Source organism: Yoonia sp., assembly GCF_030731595.1.
Lineage (GTDB): Bacteria > Pseudomonadota > Alphaproteobacteria > Rhodobacterales > Rhodobacteraceae > Yoonia.
In genome coordinates this window covers 1-16283 of record NZ_JANQTS010000091.1, presented here as the reverse complement: position 1 = coordinate 16283, position 16283 = coordinate 1, and the positions used below count along the sequence as shown (strand labels likewise).

Genomic DNA, 16283 nt, shown 5'->3' with positions numbered 1-16283 from the left:
TAACTGGCCAACGCCTCTGTGTTTAGTGTTAAGCGATTGACGCCGCGATGGAAAGCGTCAGCCTCTTTTACAGCATAACGGGCGTGCGATCTCCGGCCGCGAAGCGCTGCAAGACCGCAGGGTAAAGGCGATGTTCCAAGGGCAAGAGCCGTGCCGCCAAGCTCTCTTCGGTATCCTCTGGGGTGACTTTCATCCGGGCTTGTCCCAGGATCGGCCCGTCATCCAAAGCCGCTGTCACCTCGTGGACCGTGCATCCGTGTTCAGGATCACCAGCCGCCAATGCGCGGGCATGGGTGTGCAGCCCTTTGTACTTGGGCAGCAAGCTGGGGTGGATATTCAGCATCCGCCCTTCCCATCTGGCGGTGAAATCGGGCGTCAGGATACGCATGAACCCTGCAAGGCAAATGATATCAGGCTGCGCCGCCTCCAGCGCCTTGTGTAACGCGGCCTCAAATCCGGCGCGGTCCTTGCCAAAGGGTTTGTGATCAATCGCAAGCGTGGGAATATCCATGTCCTGCGCTTTCGCCAAACCACCCGCTGCGGGATCATTCGACAGAACCAGAACAGGCCGCGCGGGGTGATCGGTCTGCATGGAGCGGGCCAGCGCCACCATATTGGAGCCGCCGCCAGAGATCAGGATCGCAACGCGCTTGGTCACAAAAGCGCGCCTGTGTACCCGACCCCTTCACCAGCCACGACCGCGCCAAGCTGATGCACGGTTTCGCCTGCGTCCGATAGCAAGGCTGTCAGCTCTGCCGCTCGGCCAGATTCAACAACCAGCACCATGCCAATGCCCGCATTGAAGGTCTTGAGAAGTTCTGCCTCGGCCATCCCACCGGTTTCAGCCAACCAGCGGAAGACAGGGGGCAAGTCCCACGCGCCCAGATCAATCCGCGCACCCAAGCCATCGGGCAGCACACGAGGCAGGTTTTCGGTCAACCCGCCGCCCGTGATATGGGCCAGCGCATGGACGCCGCCTGCCCGCACAGCAGCCAAAGCCTGTGTGACATAAAGCCGTGTCGGTGCAAGCAACGCAGTGCCCAAAGTGGCATCGGCGAACGGGGCTTGATCGTCCCAAGACAGGCCAGAGAGTTCAACAACGCGGCGCACCAGCGAATAGCCATTGGAATGCACCCCGTCAGAGGCAAGCCCAAGCAACACATCGCCCTCTTGCACGCCTGAAGGCAGATCAGAGCCGCGCTCCATCGCGCCCACAGCAAAGCCCGCAAGGTCAAAATCACCGTCGTGATACATGCCCGGCATCTCGGCGGTCTCGCCACCGATCAGCGCACAGCCAGAAGCGGCACAGCCCGCAGCGATCCCTTCGATAATCCGGGTCGCCTGATCCAGCTCCAGCTTGCCTGTGGCGAAATAATCAAGGAAAAACAAAGGCTCTGCCCCTTGGCAGACCAGATCGTTGACGCACATGGCTACCAGATCGACACCGATCGTATCCACATTGCCTGTATCAATTGCGATCCGCAGCTTTGTGCCCACCCCATCCGTGGCAGCCACAAGGATCGGGTCTGTGTACCCTGCCCCTTTGAGGTCGAAGAGCGCGCCGAACCCGCCCAGACCTGCCATCACACCGGGACGCGCTGTCCGCTTGGCGGCGGGTTTGATCCGTTCCACCAGCGTGTTGCCCGCATCAATATCAACCCCGGCATCAGCGTAGGTCAGGCCATTTTTTCCGGTCATCGGGCAGCTCCTGTCACGTTTTGCGTTCGTTACCGCATCATATGAACAAAGGGAACAGGTATTGGCGCGCGCGCTGCAATCGTGGCTTGACGCAACTGTCCGGTCTGCTAGTCCATTTGCCACAGGGGGCCTGTAGCTCAATTGGTTAGAGCAGAGCGCTCATAACGCTTTGGTTGGGGGTTCGAGTCCCTCCGGGCCTACCACTTTCCCCCTTCATGCCACTTTATGTATACAAATGCATACAAGCCTTTTCGCGTGAGGCTGGATGCGCTATTGCAAAGCGCGAATCCATCATGCGCGGAGAGATGTCATGACCAAGATCAAGGTAGAGAACCCCATCGTTGAACTCGACGGTGATGAAATGACCCGGATCATCTGGGACTTCATCAAGAAAAAACTGATCCTGCCCTATCTGGATCTGGACCTGCTTTACTACGATCTGGGCATGGAAGTGCGCGACGCAACCGACGACCAGATCACGATTGATGCAGCCAACAAGATCAAGGAGGTCGGCGTCGGCGTGAAATGTGCGACGATCACGCCGGACGAAGGACGGGTCGAGGAATTCGGCCTCAAACAGATGTGGCGGTCACCTAACGGCACCATCCGCAACATTCTGGGCGGTGTCGTCTTTCGTGCCCCGATCATCTGCAAGAACGTGCCGCGCCTTGTGCCCGGCTGGACTGATCCCATCGTGATCGGTCGCCATGCTTTCGGCGATCAGTACAAGGCCACCGATTTCCTGATGCCGGGCAAAGGCCAGCTGACGATGAAATTTGTGGGCGACGACGGCACGGTGATTGAAAAAGTGGTCTATGACAGCCCCGGCGCCGGTGTGGCCATGGGCATGTATAACTTGGACGAGTCAATCTTCGATTTCGCCCGTGCCTCGCTGAACTATGGCCTGAACCTTGGGTGGCCTGTCTATCTGTCAACCAAGAACACGATCCTCAAGGCCTATGACGGGCGGTTCAAGGACATCTTCCAGCAAGTCTTTGAAGAAGAATTCGAAGACAAGTTCAAGGCTGCGGGCATCTGGTACGAGCACCGGCTGATCGACGATATGGTCGCCTCTGCGATGAAGTGGTCCGGCAAATTCGTCTGGGCCTGCAAGAATTACGACGGGGATGTGCAGTCGGATACGGTCGCACAGGGCTTTGGTTCACTCGGACTGATGACCAGCCAGTTGATGACCCCCGATGGCAAGATCGTCGAGGCAGAAGCCGCCCACGGCACCGTCACCCGCCACTACCGGCAGCATCAGGCGGGGCAAGCGACCTCGACCAACTCCATTGCCTCGATCTTTGCCTGGACAGGTGGGCTGAAGCATCGCGCCAAACTGGACGGGAATGCGGAACTGTTGACCTTCGCGGAAACGCTCGAAAAAACAGTGGTCGCGACGGTGGAAAGCGGGTTCATGACCAAGGATCTGGCCTTGCTGGTCGGCCCCGATCAGGGTTGGATGACCACGATGGGGTTCCTCGAAAAGATCGACGAGAATTTGAACAAGGCGATGTAGGGGAATGTACAGAAGGGGCAGCGATTGCTGCCCCTTTTGCTAGAACTCGATAGTCTGCGTCCGATTATCTGGGCGGGGTGATTGGGGCAATATAGCCGCCGACCCCAATCAGTCTGGTGTCGTTCTCTGCCGTGAAGTCGATCATCGCAGCACCGGCCACTTCGTTGGCATTCACTCCGTAAAGCACACCGCCCAATGACGCAGTTGCCGTGCCGGCAACACAAGTGGCCGGGCAATCGGTCGCCACATTCATGACCGCATCAAAGCCGTTCCGATCAAGCGAGGTCGCTGGAATTGTGGCCATGTTAATTTCTCTTTGCTCGCCCGTATTCAAGCCAAATGCGCCTTGCTGGGTGATATTGTCCCCATCAAGATAGTTTCCAGCATTCAGCACACTTGAGATTTCGGTGATGCTCACGTCTCCGCTGACGGCACCGTTTCCAAAGTTGATGCCGATTTCGACATCTCCTGCCAGGTTTACGGTTTCTTGCAAGGACGCGGTGATCAACTCTCCAAAACCTGTAAATTCGCCGTTGTAGAAAACGGTTCCTCTGTTGGCATCGGCCATGGATGCGATACCCTGCGCCGAGGTTTCAAACCCGACGACGATATAGACTTTGGAAAATGTTGATTCGCTATTTGTTACCGCATCAAAGAAAAAGGCATCGTTTTCTTCCAGACCGAACAGCGCAGATGCGGTACCGGTCTGTTCCTGTACTAAGGTACGCGCATACCCCGTCATTGTGGGGGGAGGTGCGACGCCGTTCACGAATTCATAAGTGAGGTCGCCGATGACCAGTGTCCCCGTAAGCTCGCCTTCAGGGGCGTTTACATCAGGCCTGAAACTTACCTGAAGCTGTTGGAAATAGTTTCTGGTGCCCTCGGGTTGGTCGATCTCGACGACGGTGATCAAACCGGTGAACGGTTCCCCCGGCACAAGTCCCGCAATGAGGCCATCAATATCATCGGTTGCAAAGGGCAAGCCGGTGCGGGAGTCGAAGGAAGGGACGACTGCGCGCGTGGGTGTTTCTGAACCTGATGACCCACCGCATGCGCCCAAAGCAAAAAGAAGAGACGCGATAGAGACTGACTTAATTGTAACCGACATATTAACTCCAACAACTGGTACGAGTCGACCGTTAGCCTGTTACGGACGCAGAGTCAGCGGTTTTTTTTGCCTTTTTGCAAATCAGTTGACCCGATCGAAAAAGCCGATGCTGTCGCAACTTTACGGTCGCTGATTTACACGTCGCGCAACCCTCTGTTGATCAAATTTTGGGCAGGGCCCTTGACGCGGGTTTCCCAAATCTTGGGCATTGGGATTGATGCCGTCCCACAGCCCCTTTTAAGGTCAGGAATATTGACGTATATGCCCTTCCATGTCTGATTCCAGCACCACACTCAAGCACAGCCTTCTTGACGATCTTCAGGGTCTCTCGCTTGGCATTTTTCTGTGCGGGATCGGTGTGCATGTCTTGACCCATGTGGGGTTGATCACCGGGCAGACGGCGGGGCTTGCCGTGATTATCAGCTATCTGACCGGATGGTCCTTTGGCCCCGTGTTTTTCGTCATCAACCTGCCCTTCTATGTGCTGGCCTACCGACGTCTTGGGCCGATGTTCACAGTGAAATCCCTGATCTCGGTGACCCTGTTGTCGCTGGTGACGACCCTGTTGCCCTATGGTTGGCAAATGGGCGAGATCACCCCGTGGCTTGGGGCGCTTTTGGCCGGATGCACGATCGGGATCGGACTGATGGCGATGTTCCGGCATAACGGATCACTGGGTGGCTTTGGCGTTCTGGCACTCGTCATCCAAGACAGCACAGGGTTTCGGGCCGGTTATGTGCAATTGATCATAGATGCGGTGCTGTTCGGCATCGCCTTCTTTATTCTTCCCACGTCACTTGTGCTCTGGTCGCTGCTGGGCGCAGTCACCGTCAATGCAATCATCGCGGTCAATCACAGACCGGACCGTTATGTCGCGCGCTGACAAACCCCAAAACCACACGCAGCTGCTGGCGCACCACAAACCGAGATAGGGGCTAGCATTTGCTGCGTATGCACGGTATCCGCGCGACAACTCCAGACAAAGGCAGACCTATGGATATCCGCAATATCGCGATCATCGCGCACGTTGACCACGGCAAAACGACACTTGTCGACGAACTTCTTAAGCAATCGGGCGTTTACCGCGAGAACGAACAGACCACCGAACGGGCGATGGACAGCAATGACATCGAGCGCGAGCGCGGTATCACGATCCTTGCCAAATGTACTTCCGTCGAATGGAAAGGCATCCGTATCAATATCGTCGACACCCCCGGCCACGCCGATTTCGGTGGCGAGGTCGAGCGGATTCTGTCGATGGTCGACGGTGTTGTGCTTTTGGTCGATGCTGCGGAAGGGCCGATGCCCCAGACAAAATTCGTGACCTCCAAAGCGCTGGCGCTGGGCCTGCGCCCGATCGTGGTCGTCAACAAGGTCGATAAGGCCGATGGCGAGCCTGACCGCGCCGTTGACGAGGTCTTTGACCTTTTTGCCGCTCTCGAGGCCGATGATGACCAGCTTGATTTCCCGACCATGTATGCCTCTGGCCGTGCGGGTTGGTGCGATGCCACACTGGACGGGCCGCGCAAGAACCTTGACGCCCTGTTCGACCTGATCGTTTCGCATGTCCCTGCCCCAAAGCAGATCGCACTGAAGAACGAACCTTTCCGCATGCTGGCCACCACCCTGTCGGCCGACCCCTTTATCGGCCGCATCCTGACCGGTCGTGTCGAAGCGGGTACGCTGCGTGCGGGCGAAACGGTCAAGGCGCTGTCCCGTGACGGCTCCAAGCTGGAGCAGTTCCGCGTGTCCAAGGTGCTTGCGTTCCGCGGCCTGTCGCAGACCGCCATCGACGCCGCCGAAGCAGGCGATATCGTCACGCTTGCGGGCATGAGCAAGGCAACCGTGGCCGATACGATCTGCGATCTCTCTGTCGAAGAAGCGATCCCGGCACAGCCGATCGATCCGCCAACCATCACCGTTACATTCGGCATCAATGACAGCCCGCTGGCTGGCAAGGACGGCAAGAAAGTCCAGTCCCGCGTCATTCGTGACCGCCTGATGAAAGAAGCCGAAGTCAACGTGGCCATCAAGATCGCAGATACCCCCGGTGGCGACGCCTTTGAGGTCTCGGGCCGTGGCGAATTGCAGATGGGTGTGCTGATCGAAAACATGCGCCGCGAAGGGTTCGAGCTGTCGATCTCGCGCCCGCAGGTGATTTTCAAGGACATCGACGGTGTCCGCCACGAACCCATCGAAGAAGTCACGATTGATGTGGATGACGAATACACAGGCTCTGTGGTCGAGAAAATCACCGGCCCCCGCAAGGGCGACCTGACCGAGATGAAGCCAGCAGGTGCAGGCAAGACACGGATCATCGCCCATGTCCCGTCGCGCGGCTTGATCGGCTATCACGGCGAGTTTTTGACCGATACGCGCGGTACAGGTGTACTGAACCGCCTGTTCCACGGATGGGCGCCCTATAAGGGCAAGATCGAAGGGCGTCGTCAGGGCGTGCTGATCTCGATGGAAAACGGGACCGCCGTGGCCTATGCCCTTTGGAAGCTGGAAGATCGCGGCAAGTTCTTTATCGGCGCGCAGGAAGCGGTGTACCAAGGTATGATCATCGGCGAACACAGCCGTGACAATGACCTCGAGGTGAACCCGCTCAAAGGCAAGCAACTGACCAACGTCCGCGCCTCTGGCACAGACGAGGCGGTGCGCCTGACGACACCCGTCACCATGTCGCTGGAACAGGCGATTGCCTATATCGACGATGACGAACTGGTCGAAGTGACGCCAAATGCGATCCGGTTGCGCAAGCGCTTTCTGGACCCACACGAGCGCAAGCGGCAGTCGCGTTCGGCATAAGCTGCTCTTTCAAAACGAAAATGGGCCAGAGTTCTTGAACTCTGGCCCAATTCTTTTTGAGTGCTTGGAAAATTCTAACCGATCTCTTCGACGATGCTCAATTCGCGCTGTGCTGCCCCTTTGGCAAAGCCAAGCGCCTCTTGGTAGGCGTCCGAATAATAGCAATCATGTGCGGCTTGCAGGCTGGGAAAGCGGGCCACCACATTGCGGGGGCGGTCCGGGCCTTCCAACTGTTCATAGGCTCCGCCGCGCGCCAGAAACACGCCGCCATGATCGGCAATCGCACCTGTGGCGCGTTTGGCGTATTCGCCGTAAGCGGCCTCGTCCGTGACCTTGACGTGGGCGATCCAGAGTGCGCTCATTTCAATCCCTCCAACACAGCCTTGGCAGCCGAAAGAGCGGCCTGCGCGTTATCCGCGGATGCCCCACCGCCCTGCGCCATATCGGGGCGACCACCGCCGCCCTTGCCGCCCAGTTCCGGCGTGATAGCGCGCAGGATATCCACCGCTGACACCCGGTCAGTCAGGTCTGCGGTCACACCGACGGCAACCGCCGCCTTGCCACCTGCATCCGCGATCAGGACAACCGCACCGCTGCCTATGGCCGATTTCATCTCGTCGATCAGCGATGGCAGGTCCTTGCCTGTGACACCGGACAAAACCTGCCCCTGAAAGGCGATGCCGTTGATGACTTCGGACGGGCTTGCGGCCTTGGCACCGCCCCCCATCGCCAGTTCGCGGCGCAACTGGGCCACTTCGTTCGACAGGGCCTTGCGTTCGTCCATCAGGGCCTTCACGCGGTCGGCAACTTCGCTCATCGGCGCTTTCAATGCGGCGGCAACCTGCCCCAGACGGGCATCCTGAGCGCGCAGGTAATCAAGTGCGGCCTGACCTGTCAGCGCTTCGATCCGGCGGACGCCAGCACTCGATGCGCTGTCGCCCAAGGCAACAAAGGCCCCGATTTCGCCCAACTGCTTGACATGGGTGCCGCCGCAAAGTTCCAGCGAATAGGTATTGCCCGCAGCGCCCTTGCCCGAACCGGCCTGACGGCCCATTGACACAACGCGCACCTCGTCACCGTATTTTTCACCAAAAAGCGCCTGCGCACCCATGGCGCGGGCGTCATCCGGTGTCATGATCCGGGTTTCAACCGGGCTGTTCTGGCGGATGATCGCGTTGACCTCGCGCTCGACCCGCGTCAGTTCTTCCTCGGACAGGGCCTTGGTATGGCTAAAGTCAAAGCGCAACCGGTCCGGCGCATTCAGCGACCCGCGCTGCGCGATATGATCGCCCAGAACCTCGCGCAGCGCCTCGTTCAGCAGGTGTGTGGCAGAGTGGTTGGCCTGAATATCCGCACGGCGGGACGGATCAACCGTCAGTTCTGCACCCTGCCCTTTGCGCAACGTCCCCTCGATCACCTTGGCGAAATGCACATAGACGCCGGCCACCTTCTTGGTATCGGTAATCTCGGCCTGTCCTGTGTCTGTGGTCAAAAGACCCGCATCACCGACCTGACCGCCTGCTTCCGCATAAAAGGGCGTTTGGTTCAACACGACCTGCACAACGCCATCGGCCGTTTGCGCCGTCGCACCATCCACGACCAAAGCGGCAATCTGCCCCTCGGCGGCCAGCGTGTCATAGCCCAGAAAATCCGTCGGTCCCGCCGCATCGGCGATATCAAACCAGATCGCGCTATCCGCAGCCTCGCCAGTGCCCGACCACGCCGCGCGCGCCTTGGCTTTTTGGGCGGCCATCGCTGCATCAAAACCGGCGGTGTCCACCGCACGGCCTTTTTCGCGCAGGGCATCCTGGGTCAGATCAAGCGGGAAACCATAAGTGTCATAAAGCTTGAACGCCGCCTCGCCCGGCAAAGCGGCATTCTCTGGCAGGCCAGCGAGTTCTTCATCAAGCAACTTCAGGCCGCGATCCAGCGTCTGCTTGAACCGCAGTTCTTCGTTCAAAAGCGTTTCTTCGATCAGGCGCTGGCCGATCGCAAGCTCTGGGTAGGCCTCGCCCATCTGCCGGACAAGGGACGAGACAAGGCGGTACATGACCGGATCCTTGCCGCCCAGTTGATGCGCATGGCGCATCGCGCGGCGCATGATCCGGCGCAGCACATAGCCCCGGCCTTCGTTCGAGGGCAGCACGCCTTCGGCAATCAGGAAAGAGGTCGAACGCAGATGGTCGGCGATCACGCGGTGATGCACATTGCCCGGCCCGTCAGGATCGGTCGAGGTGGCATGGGCCGATGCCTCGATCAAGGCGCGCATCAGATCGGTGTCATAGTTGTCATGCTTGCCCTGCAGCAGCGCGCCAATCCGTTCAAGCCCCATGCCCGTGTCGATCGACTGCATCTCAAGCGGTTTCATCGTGCCATCATCGAACTGTTCATTCTGCATGAACACGACGTTCCAGATTTCGATAAACCGATCACCGTCTTCTTCTGCGGACCCCGGAGGGCCACCCCAGATGTGATCGCCGTGATCGTAGAAAATCTCGGTACAGGGGCCACAGGGGCCGGTCGGCCCCATGCGCCAGAAATTGTCATCGGTGGGGATGCGAATGATCTTGTCGTCGCTGAAACCCGCGACCTTCTTCCAGATATTCGCCGCCTCATCATCAGTATGATAGACCGTCACCAGCAAACGGTCTTTGTCGATCCCGAACTCCTTGGTCAAAAGCTCCCATGCATAGGGAATGGCATCTTCCTTGAAATAATCGCCAAAGCTGAAGTTGCCCAGCATCTCGAAAAACGTGTGGTGGCGGGCGGTATAGCCCACATTATCAAGGTCATTGTGCTTGCCGCCTGCCCGCACACATTTCTGACTGGTGGTCGCGCGCGCGTAATCGCGGGTTTCGACACCGGTAAACAGGTTCTTGAACTGCACCATGCCTGAATTGGTAAACATCAGCGTCGGGTCATTGCGCGGCACCAGCGGGCTGGAGGCCACAACTTCATGGCCCTGTTTCTCGAAGTAATTCAGAAAGGTAGAGCGGATGTCAGCAAGGCTGGTCATGACGGACTTTCAAAACATTTGCGTTGGGCGCCAGAAATAGCCCCGCACCCCGTTACTGTCCACAGTGGCGGTGGCACAGAGACCTATTTTCTTTGTCCCACCCAACCGCAGCCAGAGGTCACGCAGGTATTTCCCAAAATTCATCTGATCATGCCTTGCAAATCGAAAAGAGGCCCCGCCTTCGCGGAGCCTCTTTCCTTGATCGTCAAGACGATCACCCAAACGTCGGGCGGCACCCCTTACATATCAACAAGATCATCATCCAGATCTTCCGGCCCACCAGAGGCCAGATCGAAATCAAGCCCGTGGGCGGCTCTGATCTTATCCTCGATCTCAAGCGCGATGGCCGGATTTTCCTTGAGGAAGAGTTTGGAGTTCTCACGCCCCTGCCCCATCCGTTCATCGCCATAGCTGAACCAAGCGCCGGATTTTTCGACCACACCGGCCTTTACGCCCAGATCGAGCAATTCGCCTGTTTTGGAAATGCCTTCACCATACATGATGTCGAATTCCACCTGCTTGAACGGCGGCGCCACCTTGTTCTTGACCACTTTCACGCGGGTCGCATTGCCGACAACCTCATCCCGGTCCTTGATCGCACCGATCCGGCGGATATCCAGACGGACAGAGGCATAGAACTTCAACGCGTTCCCGCCAGTCGTGGTTTCGGGCGAGCCGAACATCACACCGATCTTCATGCGGATCTGGTTGATGAAAATCACCATACAGCCAGAGCGGTTGATCGAGCCGGTCAGTTTGCGCATCGCCTGGGACATCAGGCGGGCATGCACACCGACCGAGCTGTCGCCCATATCGCCCTCAAGCTCTGACTTTGGCGTCAGTGCCGCGACCGAATCCACAACAACAAGGCTGACAGCGCCGGAACGCACCAGCGTATCCACGATTTCCAGCGCCTGTTCACCCGTGTCAGGCTGCGAAATCAGCAGCTCGTCAAGGTTCACGCCCAGCTTTTTGGCGTATTGCGGGTCAAGCGCGTGTTCGGCGTCGACAAAGGCGCAAACGCCGCCCTTTTTCTGCTCTTCCGCGATGGAATGCAGGGTCAGGGTCGTTTTACCCGACGATTCAGGGCCATAAATCTCGATCACGCGGCCTTTGGGCAGGCCACCGATGCCAAGTGCGATGTCCAGACCCAGTGAACCCGTCGATGTCGCCTCGATCTCGGGCATCTGATTCTGGCCACCCAGCTTCATGATAGAGCCCTTGCCGAACTGCCGTTCGATCTGTGCCAGCGCGCTTTCGAGCGCCTTTTCTTTGTCCGCTGTCTTTTTGTCAGTCATTTTGAGGAGTTCTGCCGTTGCCATATGTCCTGTCCTTATTTCACGCCGCTCTTGGGGCGGCAATCACTGCTTTTGTTCTCTTTGTGTTCTCAACAGTAATGAGATCAAAACCAGAACATTGCAACACAAATTTTCACCATTCACCTTGGGGGAAAAGTGGTTAAGGTTTGGTTTACGTCAAAGCGCTCCTGCTGATCTAGACAAAGGGCACGCCTCAATTGCTTGTTTTCTGGCCAGAAAATCTTGTTCTTCTTGCGGTGCCAAAGACAGGTTCGACCGCGCTTGAGGGCGCGTTGGCCCCCCGCGCGTCCATGGTGCTGCGCGATCCCCCGCATCTGAAACATGCGCCCTGCTATCGCTACAAACGATTCCTGCGGCCGTTTTTCGTGCAGGCGGGCGGACAAACGCCCGAAGTGATGGCGGTGGTACGCAACCCCATCGACTGGTTGGGCAGCTGGTATCGCTATCGCACCCGCCCCGATCTGATCGGGCACGAGAACAGCACGGCAGGCGTCAGTTTCGATGACTTCGTGCTGGAATACTGCAAAGGCACGCCTGCCCCTTTCGCCAATGTTGGATCACAGAACAAGTTCCTGCGGATCAACGATGGCGAGATCGGCGCGGACCATCTGTTTCAATATGAGCAATGGGACAAGGTGATCGGGTATCTGGCGGCGCGACTGGAGATGACGATCACGCTCAAGCAAAAGAACGTGTCGCCGGTGATGGATCTGACGTTATCACCAGAGGTTGAGGCAAAGTTGCGGGAGAAACGGGCCGCAGAGTTTGAGGTTTGGGAGTTGGGCAGGAGGTGAATAGATATTTCACCAGTGTCTGGATTGCCCAGCTTGACCATTCGAATTGCTGATCCCGCGTTCTTATCGCCTCGTATATGGCAGGTGACTCACCAGCAGGGAAACGCAGAATGGTCAAAAGCTATTTCTCGGTTTGCCACAGCTTTCCACCCGAGAGCAAAGCGTTATTGTGTTCTTCGTTGTCAAGAATTGCGTATAGACTCGATACGATTTTCCAAGAACTGCCAAACCGGCGAATAACCGAGTAAACTGGATACGGCGATCTCGTGGTTTCGCCATTTTTTCCGACCATAAGGGATACATGTGTTGATTCTATTGTATCGGCATCTATAAATCTTGCCGACACGACGGTTCGAACAAGGTCCACAATATCGTTTCGTTTCATGTAACGCCGAACGCTTGATAGAGTATCACTTAATTCGGCTTCGGTGGTGATGATGTGCCGGCCTTTGGAGGTTTCCATCAAATGTGGCAATGCACAGGAAGTAGTAAACATATCGTCGTCTTCCTCCAAAATTGCTTTGCCGGTAATGTACAGAACCTCTTCTGCAATAGTCTCTGCAGCTAAATCCAAAATCATATTTCGAAGCCTATTCGCGAATACTAACTACTAAACAAGTGTCATGGTCTTAATCTCTTTCTGCGGTGTCAACTATCAGGTAGCTCTCGCGTTAAGATTTACCCAATACTCAGTCCCAAAAGCGACTTGGTTGAGTATGTTTCATATGAATATGACGCATGGAGCGAGGGCGACTGCCAACAGGAAGAGTTCAGGGTGCCACGACTTACTCATCAACCGCGCAGAAACGCTCGTTTGCGACGAGGATCGTAATATGGCTTTTGAATAGCACGAAAGCGCTTGTCCACAGGTTACATTTTGCAAAAGCGCTCGTTGCAAGCCTCAGGGTCAATGACCGTTTTGTCCCGCATACCGAACATGCACCTATTCACTCAAAGTCCGCCGCACCGCATCTTTCCAGCCCGCATACCTGCGCTCCCGCGTCACTTCGTCCATCTGCGGCTCGAACCGCCGGTCGAGCGCCCAATTTGCCGCGAACCCTTCCTGATCGGGGTAAACGCCTGCTTTCATGCCCGCAAGCCACGCGACACCCAGCGCTGTGGTCTCAAGCACCTTGGGTCGGTCCACCGGCGCGCCGATGATGTCGGACAGGAATTGCATCGACCAATCCGAGGCGCTCATCCCACCATCAACCCGCAAAACCCCATCCGTATCAGAGGCTTGCCAGTCGCTTTTCATGGCTTCCAGCAGATCGCGGGTCTGAAAGCCCACGCTTTCCAAGGCCGCCCGCGCAAACTCTGCAGGCCCGGAATTACGCGTCAGACCGTAGACGGCGCCGCGTGCCTCCGCATCCCAATAAGGCGCGCCTAAGCCAGTAAAGGCAGGGACCATATAAAGCTCTTGCCCCTGATCGGCGGTTTCCGCCAGTGGCTGGGTTTCCTTTGCCTCGCGGATGATCTTGAGCCCGTCGCGCAACCATTGCACCACAGCGCCCGCGATAAAAATCGACCCTTCCAGCGCATAGGTCGGTTTGCCGTCGAACTGATAGGCAATCGTCCCCAGCAGGCGCTTTTGGCTTTCCACCAGCGTATCTCCGGTATTGAGCAGCGCAAAGCACCCCGTGCCATAAGTGGATTTCAACATCCCCGGCTGAAAACACGCCTGCCCGATGGTGGCGGCCTGTTGGTCGCCCGCGACGCCGAGGATGGGCAGCTCTTTGCCGAACAAATCCGCGCGGGTCTTGCCAAAATCCGCGGCACAGTCGCGCACCTCGGGCAGCATTGCCGCGGGAATGCCAAAACGCTTGCAAATCGTCGTGCTCCACCGCCCCTTGCGGATATCATAAAGCATGGTGCGGGCTGCATTGGTGGCGTCCGTGGCGTGGACCTTGCCGCCTGTCAGCTTCCAGATCAGATAGCAATCGACGGTACCGAACAGCAATTCGCCCGCCTCGGCGCGCGCTTGTGCGCCTTCGACCTTACCCAGAATATGATGCACCTTGGTGCCTGAAAAATAAGGATCAGCCAAAAGGCCCGTGCGATAGGTGATCTCGCGCTCGAACCCTTCCTTGCGCAATTCCTCGCAGAATGCAGCAGTCCGCCTGTCCTGCCAGACGATGGCGTTGTGGATCGGCTCTCCGGTGTTTTTGTCCCAGATCAGCGTTGTTTCGCGCTGGTTTGTGATCCCGATCGCGGCCACATCGCTGGCGGTGATCCCCGCCTTTTCAATCGCCCCGCGACAGGTCGAGGCGACCGAGGACCAGATATCAGACGGGTCATGTTCGACCCAGCCCGATTGCGGGAAGTGCTGGGCAAATTCCTCTTGTGCGATCGCTTTCACCTGCATGTCAGCGTCAAAGATAATCGCGCGGCTGGATGTCGTGCCTTGGTCGATGGCCAGAATATAGGTCATGGTGTCCCCCCGTGGTCGTGGTTTTGTCTCAGGCCGCCATAAAGGCGTCAAGCGCTGCGATCTGGTCTTGGCTTAAACGCAGGCCCAGTTTGGAGCGTCGCCAGACCACATCCTCGGCTGTCTGCGCGTATTCGCGTGATATCAGCCATTTGACTTCTGCCGCGGTCAGGGTCGCACCGAAATCCTGCCCCAGATCGGCGGCCGACTTGGCATCGCCCAGAATGACCTTTGCCTCTGTGCCGTAGGCTTTGATCAGGCGCAGCGCCCAAGCGGCTGTCAGAAAAGGATAGGCCACCTGCAACTCCGTCACCAGCCTGTCGCGGTCCTTGACCTTGAAATCGCCGCCGGGCAAGGCCGCGACCTCTGTCCAGGGATGGCTGCCACCGATCAGGGGCTTGAGCTTTTCCAACGCGCCTTCGGCCAGTTTGCGGTAGGTCGTGATCTTGCCGCCGAAGATATTCAAAAGCGGCGCACCGGTGTCGTCGAGCGAGAGAACATAGTCGCGGGTGGCCGCCGTTGCAGATTTTGCGCCATCGTCATAAAGCGGACGCACGCCGGAATAGGTCCAGACGATATCGGCCCGCGTTACGGGTTTTTCGAAATATTGCGAGGCAAAGGCGCAAAGATAATCCTGCTCCTCATCCGTCGCATAAGGCTTTTCCGACAGGTTTTCGTGTTCCTTGTCGGTGGTGCCGATCAGGGTGAAGTCCATCTCGTAAGGAATGGCAAAGATGATCCGCCCGTCCTCGCCCTGAAAGAAATAGCTTTTGTCGTGATCAAACAGCTTTTTGGTCACGATATGGCTGCCGCGCACCAGTCGCACGCCCTCGGATGTGTTCTGCCGCGCCACTTCGCGGATGATGTTTTCCACCCAAGGGCCGCCAGCGTTGACCAAAGCGCGGGCGGTATGGGTGTGCCGCTCACCGCCTCGTTCCGTGACGATCTCCCACGCACCATCAACGCGCGCGGCACTGATTACCTTTGTCCGGGTCATGATCGTGGCGCCGCGTTCTTCGGCATCGCGTGCGTTCAGCACGACCAGACGCGCATCCTCGACCCAGCAATCAGAGTATTCGTAGGCTGTCTTGAACTTGGGTTTCAGCGGCTTGCCGACCGGACGCTTGGTCAGATCAACCACATGGGTGCCGGGCAGGATTTTGCGGCCCCCAAGGTGGTCATACATGAACAATCCCAACCGGATCAGCCAAGCGGGCCTGCGCCCTTTCATCCAGGGCATCAAGGTTGAAAGCAGTTTCGAGGTCGGTGTGTCGTTTTCGAACCGCATATCCGTATGATACGGCAGCACAAATCGCATCGGCCAAGAGATATGGGGCATGTTGCGCAGCAGCACTTCGCGTTCGATCAGCGCCTTGCGGACCAGTCCGAATTCGAAAAACTCCAGATAGCGCAGCCCGCCGTGGAACAGTTTGGTCGAGGCGGAGGATGTCGCAGACCCCAGATCGTTCATCTCGGCCAGACCGACCTTGAGACCGCGCCCCGCGGCATCCCGCGCGACCCCGCAGCCGTTGATGCCGCCGCCGATAATGAAGATGTCAAAGTCCGGTTTCATCGCCTGCCTCTTTGGTT

Annotated in this window: 13 protein-coding genes and 1 tRNA gene; 5 read left to right on the top strand and 9 right to left on the bottom strand. The window is 57.6% G+C overall.

The genetic code is table 11. The annotated features are described in order from the left end of the window. Nucleotides 1-67: 67 nt before the first annotated feature. Nucleotides 68-658, bottom strand: coding sequence for a phosphoribosylglycinamide formyltransferase (gene purN / locus NWQ23_RS10660; protein ID WP_306166333.1), 591 nt, complete (start codon nucleotides 656-658; stop codon nucleotides 68-70). Beyond that, the gene (gene purM / locus NWQ23_RS10655; RefSeq protein WP_306166332.1) at nucleotides 655-1698 is read right to left on the bottom strand and encodes a phosphoribosylformylglycinamidine cyclo-ligase; all 1044 of its coding nucleotides are present in this window, start codon (nucleotides 1696-1698) and stop codon (nucleotides 655-657) included. The genes purN and purM overlap by 4 nt, the downstream gene beginning before the upstream one ends. Before the next feature lie 126 nt (nucleotides 1699-1824). On the opposite strand from purM, the gene NWQ23_RS10650 reads away from it, so the two are divergent. Together NWQ23_RS10650 and NWQ23_RS10645 are read left to right on the top strand one after the other, a co-directional pair. Further along, a tRNA-Ile gene (locus NWQ23_RS10650) sits at nucleotides 1825-1901 on the top strand. Between the two features lie 107 nt (nucleotides 1902-2008). Next, nucleotides 2009-3217 carry an NADP-dependent isocitrate dehydrogenase gene (locus tag NWQ23_RS10645; RefSeq protein WP_306166331.1) on the top strand — a complete coding sequence of 403 codons (1209 nt, stop codon included), beginning with the start codon at nucleotides 2009-2011 and terminating at the stop codon, nucleotides 3215-3217. 64 nt (nucleotides 3218-3281) lie between these two features. Here the strand turns inward: NWQ23_RS10645 and NWQ23_RS10640 are convergent, their stop codons facing one another. Then, entirely contained in the window at nucleotides 3282-4325 is a 1044-nt protein-coding gene (locus NWQ23_RS10640) for a hypothetical protein (RefSeq protein WP_306166330.1), read from the bottom strand. Nucleotides 4326-4596: 271 nt separating this feature from the next. On the opposite strand from NWQ23_RS10640, the gene NWQ23_RS10635 reads away from it, so the two are divergent. Beyond that, on the top strand, nucleotides 4597-5208 hold the full coding sequence (locus NWQ23_RS10635; RefSeq protein ID WP_306166329.1) for a YitT family protein: 612 nt from the start codon (nucleotides 4597-4599) through the stop codon (nucleotides 5206-5208). Nucleotides 5209-5318: 110 nt separating this feature from the next. Then, nucleotides 5319-7136 carry a translational GTPase TypA gene (gene typA / locus NWQ23_RS10630; protein ID WP_306166328.1) on the top strand — a complete coding sequence of 606 codons (1818 nt, stop codon included), beginning with the start codon at nucleotides 5319-5321 and terminating at the stop codon, nucleotides 7134-7136. A gap of 74 nt (nucleotides 7137-7210) precedes the next feature. Here the strand turns inward: typA and NWQ23_RS10625 are convergent, their stop codons facing one another. From NWQ23_RS10625 to recA, 3 genes are all read right to left on the bottom strand, one after another. Continuing rightward, nucleotides 7211-7498, bottom strand: a complete 288-nt coding sequence (locus NWQ23_RS10625) for a DUF1330 domain-containing protein (RefSeq protein WP_306166327.1) — start codon at nucleotides 7496-7498, stop codon at nucleotides 7211-7213. Beyond that, nucleotides 7495-10152, bottom strand: coding sequence for an alanine--tRNA ligase (gene alaS, locus NWQ23_RS10620; RefSeq protein WP_306166326.1), 2658 nt, complete (start codon nucleotides 10150-10152; stop codon nucleotides 7495-7497). The genes NWQ23_RS10625 and alaS overlap by 4 nt, the downstream gene beginning before the upstream one ends. Before the next feature lie 239 nt (nucleotides 10153-10391). Beyond that, nucleotides 10392-11474 carry a recombinase RecA gene (gene recA, locus NWQ23_RS10615; protein WP_306166325.1) on the bottom strand — a complete coding sequence of 361 codons (1083 nt, stop codon included), beginning with the start codon at nucleotides 11472-11474 and terminating at the stop codon, nucleotides 10392-10394. Between the two features lie 194 nt (nucleotides 11475-11668). Here recA and NWQ23_RS10610 point away from each other — a divergent pair, with 194 nt between their 5' ends. Continuing rightward, nucleotides 11669-12265 (top strand): gamma-glutamyl kinase, encoded by a 597-nt coding sequence (locus tag NWQ23_RS10610; protein WP_306166324.1) that lies wholly within the window; start codon nucleotides 11669-11671, stop codon nucleotides 12263-12265. A gap of 121 nt (nucleotides 12266-12386) precedes the next feature. Here NWQ23_RS10610 and NWQ23_RS10605 read toward each other — a convergent pair whose 3' ends face one another. From NWQ23_RS10605 to glpD, 3 genes are all read right to left on the bottom strand, one after another. Further along, complete coding sequence (locus NWQ23_RS10605; protein WP_306166323.1) at nucleotides 12387-12845, bottom strand: hypothetical protein; 459 nt, start codon at nucleotides 12843-12845, stop codon at nucleotides 12387-12389. A gap of 363 nt (nucleotides 12846-13208) precedes the next feature. After that, nucleotides 13209-14696, bottom strand: a complete 1488-nt coding sequence (gene glpK, locus NWQ23_RS10600) for a glycerol kinase GlpK (RefSeq protein ID WP_306166322.1) — start codon at nucleotides 14694-14696, stop codon at nucleotides 13209-13211. A 28-nt stretch (nucleotides 14697-14724) separates the two neighbouring features. Then, nucleotides 14725-16266 (bottom strand): glycerol-3-phosphate dehydrogenase, encoded by a 1542-nt coding sequence (glpD, locus tag NWQ23_RS10595; RefSeq protein WP_306166358.1) that lies wholly within the window; start codon nucleotides 16264-16266, stop codon nucleotides 14725-14727. Between the last annotated feature and the right edge of the window lie 17 nt (nucleotides 16267-16283).

Excerpts from the sequence above, each read along its gene's own strand:
- purM (WP_306166332.1), bottom strand. The coding sequence starts at position 1,698 with ATGACCGGAAAAAATGGCCTGACCTACGCTGATGCCGGGGTTGATATT.
- NWQ23_RS10645 (WP_306166331.1), top strand. The coding sequence starts at position 2,009 with ATGACCAAGATCAAGGTAGAGAACCCCATCGTTGAACTCGACGGTGAT.
- NWQ23_RS10640 (WP_306166330.1), bottom strand. The coding sequence starts at position 4,325 with ATGTCGGTTACAATTAAGTCAGTCTCTATCGCGTCTCTTCTTTTTGCT.
- NWQ23_RS10635 (WP_306166329.1), top strand. The coding sequence starts at position 4,597 with ATGTCTGATTCCAGCACCACACTCAAGCACAGCCTTCTTGACGATCTT.
- typA (WP_306166328.1), top strand. The coding sequence starts at position 5,319 with ATGGATATCCGCAATATCGCGATCATCGCGCACGTTGACCACGGCAAA.
- NWQ23_RS10625 (WP_306166327.1), bottom strand. The coding sequence starts at position 7,498 with ATGAGCGCACTCTGGATCGCCCACGTCAAGGTCACGGACGAGGCCGCT.
- alaS (WP_306166326.1), bottom strand. The coding sequence starts at position 10,152 with ATGACCAGCCTTGCTGACATCCGCTCTACCTTTCTGAATTACTTCGAG.
- recA (WP_306166325.1), bottom strand. The coding sequence starts at position 11,474 with ATGGCAACGGCAGAACTCCTCAAAATGACTGACAAAAAGACAGCGGAC.
- NWQ23_RS10605 (WP_306166323.1), bottom strand. The coding sequence starts at position 12,845 with ATGATTTTGGATTTAGCTGCAGAGACTATTGCAGAAGAGGTTCTGTAC.
- glpK (WP_306166322.1), bottom strand. The coding sequence starts at position 14,696 with ATGACCTATATTCTGGCCATCGACCAAGGCACGACATCCAGCCGCGCG.
- glpD (WP_306166358.1), bottom strand. The coding sequence starts at position 16,266 with ATGAAACCGGACTTTGACATCTTCATTATCGGCGGCGGCATCAACGGC.